Below are 12,559 nucleotides of genomic sequence, written 5' to 3'. Positions count from 1 at the left end.
TTGGTGTATAACCAAGGCTTTTTTAACGTGCTAATTTAAACTCAAATCGTTCACCAACATAATACGATCTCACATATTCAAAGGGACGGTCATTTTGGTCAAATGACACTTGACGTACACTTAAAATAGCATCCCCGCGCTTAATTTGTAATAATTCCGATAAACGTTCATTGGCTAGGCTGGCTGATATCGTCTGCTCAGCTCGGCCTGGTTTGATACCCGCTTTTGCTAAAGTATGATACAACGACTCCGTTAGATCATGGCGCGAAAAGCCATGCACAAGTGTTGCGGGCACCGTTGCCCGTTCCAGCAAAATTGGTTCGTTATCCCCCATTCTCAAGCGTTCCATGACCAACACTTCATCATTTTCTGATAAATCCAGTTGTGCCATTTCTGAGGCCGAGGGTGAAGTCATTTTATAACTGATTGTTTGTGTTTTTGCTACACGTCCAGTCGCTGACATCAATTCCGTAAAACTAGTCATCCCTAAAGCACGCTCGGCTACTTTCTGCTCGGCAACATAAGTCCCAGAACCAACTTTACGTTCAAGTATGCCTTCATCTACCAGTGTTTGAATAGCTTGTCTTAGCGTCATTCGTGATACGCCAAATGTTTCCGCCAACTCACGTTCAGCCGGCAGCCGTTTTTCGGACTGCCATTCGCCGGCTTCAATTCGCGCTTTTATTTGATTGTGAATTTGAATATAACGTGGTGTGGCGGATTTTGTCATCATTATTCCCTTGCAAAGCGGCGACCCATTGAGTAAGTCGCCTGTAATCGCATATCCTTCTTATTAAATAAATTGAAATCAGCATCTTTACCAATCGCGAGATGCCCTTTTTGTGTTAATCCAAATTCAAGTGCCTGGTTAACAGAACTCATCTGCACCGCGTCTTGAATACTGGCTGAAGTCATCGTTTGAATATTACGGAAGGCATCATCATAAGCTAGGACTGACCCAGCTAAATGACCATTATCTAGACGTGCTTGTTTATCCTTTACGGTGACTTTTTGACCACCAAGTTCTGAGATACCATCACCTAAACCTTCAGCACGCATTGAATCAGTGATTAATTCAAGTCGTTGCGCACCCTTCAAGCGAAAAGCCAACTCCAACATGTCAGGGGTAATATGGAAACCATCAGCAATTAGCTCACCAGTAATTGCTTCTTCTATCATACCATGCCCGGTGACACCTGGCTCACGATGATGTAATGGCCGTTGGGCATTATACAGATGCGTGATATGCGTTGCTCGTGAATGGCACAATTGTGCGCGTGTAGCATTAGAATGTCCAATAGAAGGAACAATACGATGTGCCAACATAAATGCTTCAAAATCAGGAATGCCGCCATTTTCTGGTGCATAGGTCACTAGCCGAATGCGTTCACCTGATAAAGCATACCACTTTTTAAGTAAAGCCGTATTCGGATTAATAATGTATTCTTCTGGTTGTGCGCCCATAAAGACTTTATTAATAAACGGTCCTTCCAAATGAATGCCCTGAATCACAGGATTTTTTTTTGCAACCTGATTAATTGTGACAAGTGCGCGCTCAATGTTCTCGGGCGATTGCGTGATTGTTGTGGGAAATAATGATGTAATCCCTTCAGTAACCATCAAATTAACCATGTTATTTAATTTATCTGGATCACCATCCATCGTATCTAAACCATAGCCACCATGTTTGTGGACATCAATAAATCCTGGGACAACCAATCGTCCTGTTGCCTCCGCAATTAGCTCATCATCTGCTTGCTCTGAAAAATCTACCATATAGCCAACATCTTGTATAACATCCGTGAAACGCACATAGGCATCTGCTATATGTTGATAACCCGTATATAAATCAATATTTTTCAGTAACTTTGCCATAATTATCTGCGAGGTAGTCTAGTTACTAACACACCGCACACCACAACATGTTTATTAACGTAGACATTTGAGCACCTCTCCTCCTTGTGTCTATACTCATTATAATTGGTATAGACCGATTATGCAAATCAAGGCAATAAAAAAAAACGTCAACGCGTTTTTAATTAATTTTATCTGAGTCCAAAATACCAGTTGGGTATTTATGAGCAACTTTAGATGCTGCAGCTGCAGCTAAAGCACCAACAATATCGTCTGCAAAAGTTGTTACAGCTGAGGTGGTTTTCCCTTTGCGGTCAAGTTCACCCACCAAACCAATTTTTAATTTATCGATATAGCCATAATTCGTTACCCCAATGGTATCGTAAGACATAGCAATAGCAGTGGCTAGTGTTTCATCCACACCAAACAAAGAATCATCGCTTTCAACAAGATCTTGCAATGGCGACTCGAGTAAATGTGCTTCTGCTAAACGATCAAGTTCTAAGGCTACCCAGACTTGGTGTTGTACAACACGTTTATGCAAAATACTGATAACAGCTTCTTCCACTTGCTCAATAGATAAATTCGGCAGATAAGCTTTTTCGCTATTGTAAGCAATGTCGGCAATGGCACGAATTGTAATGTGATGACGCTCTAGCTTCTCAACGGTATTTTCATAGGTTGCGTACTGCATGGTATCCCCCTTAGTCTGTTTCCTAAGTATAACGAAAAATCTTATTTTTGACAAAGACAAATTTCTACTTGCAAAATGGTAGGAGACCCTGTAAAATATATAGAGTAATTGCCCCTTGGCCAAGCGGTAAGGCGGTGGCTTCTGGTGCCACTATGCGTTGGTTCGAATCCAACAGGGGCAATTTCTAAACAGTCTTCGGACTGTTTTTTTTGGTTTAAAAACGCGTATAGTAACAATTGATTGACAGAACAAAGTCATGTTATGCTTTTTGCCATTAAATGTCGGCCCATTTTTAGATGCAAGGTTAATAAAATGTTGCAAATTCCGAACCCAAAGATGGATAAGCATACAAATTTGCCTGTGTTTCCGCTAATGTACGCCGTTCATTAATCGCTGTCACAAAATAATTAATCACTTCTTCTGCTTCAGCTGCAATGACGCTCGCGCCGACAATGCAGTCATTGTGGTCCAATACCACACGTACACGCACTTGATCATGGTAACGGAAAAAAGTAATCACATCGCTCATATCCATATCTATCACACGATAACCTGCTGTTCGACCGGCGGCAACCGTTAAGCCCGTTTGGGCGATGTGCTGTGATCCAAATACGACAATTGGTGTTGTTGGATAACTTATTGGCGCGTTCGTTTTTCCGGCAATCACTTGTGCCACATAACGTCCTTCATAGTTACCCGTTGGGACAAGTTTTGGTACTGGTGAGCCGCCAACATCCCCGACAGCATAAACATGGGAATTACTGGTACGTAAGTGCTCATCAACAGGCAAATCGGCCACCTGACAAGCCACACCAGCTGCGGCCAAATTCATCTGATCAAAATTGCCAATACGTCCAGCCGTAACAAACACACGGTCTGTTTCAAATGTTGTTCCGTTGGTTAGTTTAACGACCAAGCGACCAGTTAAAGTCTTATCAATGCGGCACACAGTAGCATTAAAATACCATTCAATCCCTGTTTCCTGCATCTCTGTCATCAATTGTTGTACCAATATCTGATCAAATGCCCGCAAAGCAGTTTGCCCCTCAGTAACAATACGCGTGTGTGCACCAACCGTATTCGTAATTGTTGCAAATTCAACGCCCACAAAACCAGCCCCAATAAATGTCACGTCTTCTGGCATATTTGGCATGTTCAAAAAATCTTCTGAATTTTGTGTATAGCCTGATCCCGGAAAATTTAATGTCTGCGGTCGCTGACCCGTTGCAATAACCCAATCACTTGCTCTAATTGTATCCTTAGAATCTCCGACACGAACAGTATCTTCATTGATAAAGCTGGCATGACCATAAAAGCGCGCAATACCTGCTTGATCCAAACCACGAATTTTACGCGGTTGCACAGCATCAACATAACGCTGTTTGTGAGCCATTAAATCAGACCAATTAATTTGTGAATAGCCATGCAAACCTCGCGTTTGTAAGGCTTTTTGTCTTTTAATATTCTCAACTGCTGCAAGCAAAATTTTCTTAGGATCACAGCCGTAATTTGGGCAGGTTCCACCCCATAAGTATTGCTCTAAAATGACCACTTTTTTACCCAAAGCTTTTGCGGCAAAAGCGGCTGCAAGTCCTGCTGGACCAGCGCCAATAACACCAACTTCATACTGATATTCAACCATCATTTACCTCGTTACTTATATTATATCAGGCAATGTCAAGTCAATATACTGGTCGTTTTCATGAAAATAATTGCATATCTACACAATTTATGTTAAGTTTAACGTGTAGTTTTATATTTAACAATCTGGGGTGCCATTTGGCTGAGAAACACCCATTGAACCTGCTCTGGTTAGCACCAGCGAAGGGAGCATTGCGCTTTAGTGTGTATTTTAGCAAACGCATGGCTCATCTAATTGCCAGGCGTTTTTTATTTGCTAAAATTCAAGCATCAGCACACAATAACTGCACTTTGCCAGACATAAAATAGAAACTACAAAAAATTTTATGGAGGCATAACAATTATGCAAACTGTTTCAGAATCTAAACAACACCATTGGGCGCTACGCGATGTCTTACTGCTCGCTTTTGTTGCGGTGTTTATTGGCTTTATCTTTTGGGTCCTCGGCCCTGTTTATAATATACTAGCAGCTGCTTTGACACCCATGGGATTAGCCCCATTTGCTAACGATTTATTAATCGGGGGTTGGATGATGGCCGCGCCACTAGCCAGCATATTAATTCGTCAGGCTGGCGCTGGTGTATTAGGCGAGCTCTTTGCCTCAGCAGTCGAAATGTTGCTTGGTGGTCAATGGGGGGTTGCAACATTGCTCTCAGGCTTGGTTCAAGGTGTGGGTAGTGAAGCCGGATTTGCCGCTTTAGCTTATAAAGATTGGCATTGGCGAGGTATTTTCGCCTCAGCAATTACTGGTACAATTATCACTTTTATTTGGTCATTATTCCGTGATGGCTATGCTTCATATCATGTTGGTTTGTTGGTGGCCCTATTTATTACACGGTTCATTTCATTGTTTTTCTTTGGCGGTGTACTAGTTGTTGCTATTCAAAAATTAATTGAAAAATCAGGTGTCTTGCATCGTGGCTAATCTGGTTGTCAAACAGGTCAGTTTTGCTTATCAAGACACCACCGTACTCGAAAACGTCTCGATGACGTTGCGACCTGGTAGTCTCAATTTGCTAGTTGGACCTAGTGGTAGCGGCAAATCAACACTACTTAAATTAATTGCTGGTCTTTATCCAACATTTAGTGGTGGTAAACTGACAGGAGAACTAACACTTGACAACTATGCGATTCATGATATCGTCCCTTATCAACGCGTTGACCATATTGGTTATCTTTTCCAAAACCCAACCCGCCAGTTCGTGATGAAAACACCATTTGAAGAATTGCGTTTCAGTCTGGAAAATTTACAGCGTTCTCCTCAAATAATACCTAATCTTATTACGCAATCACTTGCACGTGTCGGTATGAAAGAATTTATCACGCATGACCTCATGACATTATCTGGTGGTGAAAAACAAAAGGTAGCCTTAGCAGCTATCTTAGCAGCAGACAGCGATTATCTATTACTCGATGAACCCTTTGCTAATGTAGACCCTCAATCACGGTTACAGCTCATTCATTTAATTAAGGATTATCAAAAACAAGGTAAAACCATTCTGATTGCTGATCATGATTGGAGTGGTTATGCTGATGTCATTGACGATATTTTTGTGATGTCTGATGGCCAACTCCATGTAGCAAATGCCGAAGAAAGCCATCATATTTTATCGCAGTTACCTATTGCCCCTGAAATTCATACAAAATTACCGGCAGCCCAGCCTGGTGATTTAGATCTCAAACAAGTCTCCCTATCAAATGGTGACAGACTACTACTAAATGAGACAAGTTTGTCTTTTCCTACAGCTAAACGCACCCTGATTACTGGACCAAATGGTGTAGGTAAATCGACTCTTTTTTCCGCGTTAGTCAAACTTTACCCTTATGGTGGTAAAATCAGCTACCAAGGCCAAGACATTGCTAAACGCCGTATTGCACAGCATGTACGTCAGGTTGCCCTGATCTTTCAAAATGCTGAACAACAATTTATTGCAATGACAATGGCAGAAGAACTCAAACAAGCGCAAGCTACCAGTCATTTCGCCAAACAATGGTCAGATGATGTCATTACTTCCACCTTGCAACGCTTAAATCTCAAACATGTTCGCGACCATATTGTTTATCAACTATCTGGTGGACAACAAAAAAAGCTGCAAGTTTTGTTGATGCTAATTACAGGTACCCCAGTGTTATTATTTGACGAACCGCTGGCCGGACTAGATGCTGAATCACAAAAACAACTATTAGACTTAATTGCCGAAGTAACCGATAAACAATCACAGACTGTTATCATGATTAGTCATCAACTGCATGCTGTAACGGATTGGTTTGACTATCATCTCGAATTCGAGCAACAACACTTAACATTTCAGGGGGATGCCTCATGAATCCACTAATGAAATTTGGTGTTATTATGTTGATTGCGTTGGAACTAACTTTTATTAAAAGCGTCACTGTTAATTTGGTAATTATTATCGTTAGTGCTCTCATTTATACTGTCCTTAAATTGCGTTGGCAACAATGGCTTTGGCTATTGTTACTTCCAATTTTGCCTGGCCTGGGATCATGGTTCTCACTGATGTATTTTGGTACCGGTGATCATGTTCATATGGCATGGATCATGTTATCTCGTGTTTTTGCTTACTTATGGCTTGGTGGTTTATTCACATTAAAACTCAATGATGAACGTGATATTTTCCTGGCGACACTTGAGCAACGCGCACATTTAAGCGCGACATTTGTTTATGCCCTTGTTGGCGTCTTGAACTTCATGCCAGCAGTGAATCAACAAGTTAAAACTATACGCGTAGCAGCACAAATGCGTGGCCAAACACTTCATATTTGGGCACCACAGTTATATTTCAAAGCCATTTTAGCTGCGATTCGTTGTTCTCAAAATTTAGCAGAAGGTATGGTTAGCCATGGCTTCACAGAGGGGGCAACCAGAACACATCTGGCAGTTGTAAAAATCAAATTACGTGATTGGGTTATTGCCGCGATTATCTTACTTATGTTTCAGCTACTATTATTCCCAGGTTGGTATTAAGGAGAAAAAACATGTCTTTTTCAGAAACACTTTTAGAACGTGCGCAACCTATGATGAGCGCGATTATGAGCCACCCATTTGTCGAAGCTATCGCCAATGGTCAGGTGCCTCACAACGTTTTAAATTATTATGTTGAACAAGATGAACACTATTTAAAAGATTATTTGCAGGTCACTTCATTAGCTATTACAAAAACAACGAATGCCGAAGATATTACCAATCTTTTAGCGACCGCTGCCTTTGTTCAAAATGAGTCACAAGCACATGAAGTCATGCTTGGCATCACTGGTCACCACATAGAAAATTGGCAACGTGAACCAGAAACAAAACGCTATACTGATCATATGTATGCATCTGCATATCACGGTACTTATGCGGATGCCATCGCTGTTTTGCTACCATGTGTTTGGAGTTATGCGGTCATTGGTGAACAACTCGTTTCACGTGGCGCTAATCGAGAGCAAAACCCCTTGAAAGAGTGGATTGAACTTTATGCACCACAAAAAAATTCAGATACACCTGATTACAATATTTGGCGTTTTGAAGCGCTAAACCGAGCAGTAACGACTCTAAATAATGAACAAAAAGAGCATGTTGCACAAACATTTTTATGCAGTTTAGAAATGGAATGGCACTTTTGGGAAGCTGCTTGGCAACAAAAAACATGGCAATTTCAACATTAAAAAATAACCTTGCAGGCAACCAACGCCTGTGAGGTTATTTTTTAATCATTCTAGTATGTTATTTTTTTCATTTCACCATTGTCTTTATCCATCCAATAGCGTTGATTGCCGATTACACGTTGCTGCCCTTTGACTTGCCTACCATCTGCGTCAAAATATAATGTTTGGCCATTAATCACTTGCACGCCAGTTACGGCTTGGCCAAAGTAAACCCATGAACCATCAGATAGCAATACAAATCGATTACGAACTAATTCGCCAGTATCAGCGTCGTAATAACGCATGATACCATTTTCAAGACGTAAGTGGCCTTTCATTTGGATACCATTTTGGTTGAAATAGAGTTTTTGCCCTTTAATGATTCGGTCCCCTGTTACTGCAACACCATCATAACCAAAATAAGCCCATTGATTATCACCAACACGTTCAAAACGATCAGTTATCATATTACCTGAGTCTGGGTCATAGTAACGGCTTTCACCAGTAGCATTTATATGTGTTGTCCCTTTAAATTGACGACCATCGTTACCAAAATAAAGTGTCTGCCCATTAATTATTTGCTCTCCTGTTACTGCAACACCTTTATTGTTAAGATAAATCCAAGAACCATCTGCTAATTCTTTAAAGTTATTTTTGATTTGACGACCATCATCATTAAAGTAAACCGTTTGATTATTAATGGTTTGTTTGCCTGTAACCGCATTACCTTTCTCGTCTACATATAGCCAAGAGCCATCTGCTAGTCTACCCCATGATTTAAAGAGCATATTCCCTGACGCACCGTCAAAGTAATGTAAATGACCATCTAATCCTTTGACCGCCACGCCTTTTTGTTGCTTACCATTTTCATCAAAGTACTGTGTGACTGGGGTGCCATCACTTTGAATGATGGTGACAATACCCTGTGCCATGTGCCCATCTTCAAAGAAGTAATGGAAATTTTTTTGTTTATCTTGGTAATATGTGTTGTGCAGTTGCTTGCCAATATTATTATAATAATAGTACATACCATCATGTACTAGATAGGCATCTTGTAATTCGATACCATTTGGTAAAAAGTAATAATTGATGCCATTGATAACTTGGTTTCCAACAACCATTTTCCCTTTGTCATCAAAGTAGTACCAATTACCGTTATCACAAATAAAGGCAGATTTTGCTTGATAGCCACTAGTGGAATAGAATGAAGTCTCCTTACCACGCGTAACAAAACCAGTTTTGGCCTTTTCACCCAATAATTGCTTTGGAAGGAAGGCCTGCGCATCTGACACATTAAAATACTGTTGTGTGCCCCAGTCCTTCAAAACATACCAAGCTCCACGCCCCTGAATGTTCGAACCGTTGAAATACTTGGCTTCCCATGACTTAATTTGAATATCTGGGTTCATTGGCTGATCTGTGGAAATCTGTTTTTGCTGGAAAAGTTGCGGGTACTGTGTTTTTAATTGATCCAAGAAGGCCCCACCATATTGTTGCTGATAAATGCCCCCGCCAACTGTCTTTGATGCATACAAAGTATGGTCAATAACTGAACCATAAGTATGATCACCTGAACCGTCTGTTCGAATAGCCGTGACTAACTGTTCATCGGGTAGATTATAAATTTGATCTGGTACCCAGTCGTTAATCGCTTGAATCCCCTGACCATGCAATGCACGTAAAGCATCTAACAAATTATCTGCTGTCCCATACTTTGTTGGTGTGTTGTAACCAATATCATATCGATCTGTAAATGCATAACCATTTTGTACGATAGCATCTAAGAAACTTTTATCTGAGCTGGCGCGATATTGTGGCGCCATTTCAAAGCTAGTAATACCCCAATCCTTAAATAAGTTAACATTTTGAGCAATTTTAATGTTCGTAAACTCATCGGGTGTTGTTGGAAAGTCTTGAAAATTTGAAAAGCCTTCATAAATGACTTGCGAATCTAACGCTGCATTAGAATGATAAACACTCCCGTCAGTTGACTGCGTTGTTTCACTTTTCGTTCGAGCATCTTGATTTTCTGAAGCCCCTACTGGTACCCAAGCCGCAATGTACCCTGACACTTGTGGGTCGTTTACACCATATACCATGTCTGCCTTAAAAGTTAATTGGCCATTGGCGTCAGTTCGAACGACAGGTGCATTTGCATCAGTGCTGTAGACTTTTAATCCTGATTTTGTCGTCAACAAAACTGGGCGATAATCTTGGTTTTTATGTGCCGCACCCATATCCATTTTGACTTCATCTTTGTCAGATAGTTTCAAATCTGGGCGATTGTTGACAACAAGTCCAATACCTTGATAGCGTGTCTCTTGGTTACCAGAGTCACTTGCCGTCATTGCACCCTTACCATAACGAACTGATGTCATAACAGATTGTTCATCTGGAAAATAGTTCATTTTCATGGTTTGACCACCAGCAGCATACTTGATACGAGCTTTCAACAACGCATCAATGGCTTGATAGTAAGGTGATTGTTTAGCCATGTATTGACCATCAATCCGTGAACATATCACCATAATAAACACGTGGAATTGTGTCTTTATTAGTCAATAACAAAGCGTATGAAGCTGGAATATTGTAAGGTGTGTAAACTTTATCTGCTTTCAATTCATCAGCATTATAGATGTCAAAAGCCTGCTTAATTTGATCCAAAGTCACTGTTGAATCTAGCCCTGTTGAGGCCGGGTTGATTTTATCTTTAATAATATCAGCAATAATCGTTTGTACTTCACTGTCATGAGCTCGAATAAATGAATAATTTGGTTGTGCAACATTTTCTTTATCATCTGTAATTCGTTTGACTAAACTGTGTTCACGGGTTGGCTCAAGGCCACTCCGTTTATCATTAGGCATGTTGAGCGCGTATTTAATCGCTAAATGCAAGGGGAAATCCATTGTAATTTGCTGGTTGCCATGTGCTTTGACATAGTCTGGATCTTCATCTCCCCAGTCTTCCAAAATTGATAAATGTTGATTCGCTCTCGCGTCATTTTTGTCAACACCATAGGCAGCCTTAGCATATTCACCAGCAATCTGTAGTAAGTCAGCGTCCACATTATCGACAGCATCAACACGGTAACCATCAAAATTAGCTTGGTCATCATTTTGTAAAATACTACCGATATTCATCATATAATGTAACCAATTAAGTTGTTCTGCTTGCACAACTGGATTAGAATTATCGACATCGTTTGCTAGTAATAGTTCAAACCCACCTTGCTTATATTTATCAGCAATTTGACCTTTTTGATTTTTAGGCGTACGGCTCAGCTTACGATAATCAGAATTGGCCTTTGGCGACATATCACTATTTGTATAAAGCAGTGCACCACCTTGTAGATGATCATCTCCTTTCGCCTCACTGTCAATATTCCAATTGGGCTGGGCATCAATGTATTGCGTCATCGCCGTTTTCAACCAATCCGTATTGCCAAGTTGCCCAATTTTTTTCTCAATGTTTACCTGTGCCTGCATGGCAGCTGCCGTTAAGGTCCGCATATTTTCATTATCGGAAAAGTGATGAGTACCAGACAAGAGGCCCTGATCTTTCATGTAATTCAGATAAGTGACTTGCGTACTCTTATCCGGCCACCAGGCCATCAATAATGGTCTGAAATCAGTCACTGTTGAAGGTACCCAACGTTTACCATTTTTCAAAATATCTTTTGGACGATACCAACTACTTGCCGTCAGATGTCCTTCTAATTGCGTAAAATTTTCTGATGATGTGTTATAGACGGCGTTATGTTTATTGCCAATACTGAATAATTCCGATACATATTGCTTATCGTTATTAGATAGTGCCCCTGTATCTTTATCAAAGTAGTAAGGTTTACCATCTATAATAGTAGTAAAGTTCTTTTTTGGTTGGCCATCATCTCCATAAAAATAAACTTTGCCATCTACATGCTTAACATTAGGCACCGTGTCTAACTCCGTGCCAGCAGAAATTTCTGCTGTTGTTTTGGTTTGAGGTGCTGAATTTGTTGGTGCTGTAACAACCGCTAACTGTTGATTTGTCTGCTTTTTTGGTATATTACTATTTACGGTCGGTTCTAATACTTGCTGTTTTTCTAGTGAATCGTCCTGCTTGTCCGTATCATGCTTTGGCGACACTACTGGTGCATTAGTCACTGATTGTTTATCTGGATCATTTGCTGGCATAACATCAGCAGGGACGTTGTTTACTTCGATTTTATGCGTATCTGTGACATCGGTAACAGGTGTAGTTGGTTTTGCAGCCTGTTGATTGGATTGATTAGTCACTACTGGTGGCACGCTGTTTTGCCCGTTGACCGTATGCATATCTGCTTGGTCAACTATTTTATTAGTAGGTTCCGCAGGTTCCGCTGGTTGAACAGTTGCCGGTTCGACTTTACTTTTTACTATTTTTGAAATAGTTTGTGTTTTGCTGTCATTGTCACTACTGCTCGCGTTTGCTTGTGATATGGCAGTACCAAAACCCATAACAGCAAAAATACTTGCTGTAACTAATATCTTCCCTGACTTGTACAGTTTTTTACGCTGACACACTTCGCCGTTTTGCATTTTTGTTCTCCTATGAACTCATAATTTGCTTGTATAATAGGTCAATGACTTCATATTGACGCTTAAGCACAAGACTCTCATTAAATCATACATAGCAAAAACAGCTTATCTTAAATTATGCAAAATTGAATATTACACCCTTTATTTATAATAGGACAATAA

At 40.4% G+C, this 12,559-nt stretch carries 8 protein-coding genes, 1 tRNA gene, 1 pseudogene and 1 riboswitch; of the genes and pseudogenes, 5 read left to right on the top strand and 5 right to left on the bottom strand.

Annotation, left to right across the window (positions count from 1 at the left end; genetic code table 11):
- Nucleotides 1-22 precede the first annotated feature (22 nt).
- The 3 genes from FGL72_RS00965 to FGL72_RS00955 all read right to left on the bottom strand — a co-directional run bounded on the left by FGL72_RS00965 (nt 23) and on the right by FGL72_RS00955 (nt 2,548).
- Entirely contained in the window at nt 23-730 is a 708-nt protein-coding gene (locus tag FGL72_RS00965) for a GntR family transcriptional regulator (RefSeq protein ID WP_085699651.1), read from the bottom strand.
- 2 nt (nt 731-732) lie between these two features.
- A complete protein-coding gene (gene nagA / locus FGL72_RS00960) occupies nt 733-1,875 on the bottom strand; it encodes an N-acetylglucosamine-6-phosphate deacetylase (RefSeq protein ID WP_085699649.1) in 1,143 nt (380 codons plus the stop codon).
- A 160-nt stretch (nt 1,876-2,035) separates the two neighbouring features.
- A complete protein-coding gene (locus FGL72_RS00955; protein WP_004901399.1) occupies nt 2,036-2,548 on the bottom strand; it encodes a phosphatidylglycerophosphatase A family protein in 513 nt (170 codons plus the stop codon).
- Nucleotides 2,549-2,657: 109 nt separating this feature from the next.
- Here FGL72_RS00955 and FGL72_RS00950 point away from each other — a divergent pair.
- A tRNA-Gln gene (locus FGL72_RS00950) sits at nt 2,658-2,729 on the top strand.
- A 123-nt stretch (nt 2,730-2,852) separates the two neighbouring features.
- Here the strand turns inward: FGL72_RS00950 and FGL72_RS00945 are convergent.
- Nucleotides 2,853-4,190: a dihydrolipoyl dehydrogenase family protein gene (locus FGL72_RS00945; RefSeq protein ID WP_085699647.1), complete on the bottom strand. Its 1,338-nt coding sequence runs from the start codon at nt 4,188-4,190 to the stop codon at nt 2,853-2,855.
- Nucleotides 4,191-4,306: 116 nt separating this feature from the next.
- Nucleotides 4,307-4,396: riboswitch (TPP riboswitch) on the top strand.
- 136 nt (nt 4,397-4,532) lie between these two features.
- Between FGL72_RS00945 and FGL72_RS00940 the strand changes: the two genes are divergently transcribed.
- From FGL72_RS00940 to tenA, 4 genes are read left to right on the top strand one after another with little or no spacing between them, the layout of a single operon-like run.
- Nucleotides 4,533-5,114 (top strand): ECF transporter S component, encoded by a 582-nt coding sequence (locus FGL72_RS00940; protein ID WP_004901403.1) that lies wholly within the window; start codon nt 4,533-4,535, stop codon nt 5,112-5,114.
- On the top strand, nt 5,107-6,516 hold the full coding sequence (locus tag FGL72_RS00935; RefSeq protein ID WP_146992301.1) for an ABC transporter ATP-binding protein: 1,410 nt from the start codon (nt 5,107-5,109) through the stop codon (nt 6,514-6,516). Before FGL72_RS00940 ends, FGL72_RS00935 begins: the two co-directional genes overlap by 8 nt.
- Nucleotides 6,513-7,175 carry an energy-coupling factor transporter transmembrane component T family protein gene (locus FGL72_RS00930; RefSeq protein WP_146992299.1) on the top strand — a complete coding sequence of 221 codons (663 nt, stop codon included), beginning with the start codon at nt 6,513-6,515 and terminating at the stop codon, nt 7,173-7,175. Before FGL72_RS00935 ends, FGL72_RS00930 begins: the two co-directional genes overlap by 4 nt.
- Before the next feature lie 11 nt (nt 7,176-7,186).
- Complete coding sequence (gene tenA, locus FGL72_RS00925) at nt 7,187-7,858, top strand: thiaminase II (RefSeq protein ID WP_085699643.1); 672 nt, start codon at nt 7,187-7,189, stop codon at nt 7,856-7,858.
- Between the two features lie 50 nt (nt 7,859-7,908).
- Here tenA and FGL72_RS00920 read toward each other — a convergent pair.
- Nucleotides 7,909-12,397, bottom strand: a pseudogene (locus FGL72_RS00920) (glycoside hydrolase family 70 protein).
- Between the last annotated feature and the right edge of the window lie 162 nt (nt 12,398-12,559).

The organism is Leuconostoc citreum, from assembly GCF_007954785.1.
Taxonomy (GTDB): domain Bacteria; phylum Bacillota; class Bacilli; order Lactobacillales; family Lactobacillaceae; genus Leuconostoc; species Leuconostoc citreum.
The sequence above is the reverse complement of the archived record's forward strand: the minus strand, read 5'-3'. Positions and strand labels throughout refer to the sequence as shown.

Coding starts and splice junctions, on each gene's coding strand:
- FGL72_RS00955 (WP_004901399.1), bottom strand. CDS start 2,548: ATGCAGTACGCAACCTATGAAAATACCGTTGAGAAGCTAGAGCGTCAT.
- FGL72_RS00940 (WP_004901403.1), top strand. CDS start 4,533: ATGCAAACTGTTTCAGAATCTAAACAACACCATTGGGCGCTACGCGAT.
- FGL72_RS00945 (WP_085699647.1), bottom strand. CDS start 4,190: ATGGTTGAATATCAGTATGAAGTTGGTGTTATTGGCGCTGGTCCAGCA.
- FGL72_RS00965 (WP_085699651.1), bottom strand. CDS start 730: ATGACAAAATCCGCCACACCACGTTATATTCAAATTCACAATCAAATA.
- nagA (WP_085699649.1), bottom strand. CDS start 1,875: ATGGCAAAGTTACTGAAAAATATTGATTTATATACGGGTTATCAACAT.
- tenA (WP_085699643.1), top strand. CDS start 7,187: ATGTCTTTTTCAGAAACACTTTTAGAACGTGCGCAACCTATGATGAGC.
- FGL72_RS00930 (WP_146992299.1), top strand. CDS start 6,513: ATGAATCCACTAATGAAATTTGGTGTTATTATGTTGATTGCGTTGGAA.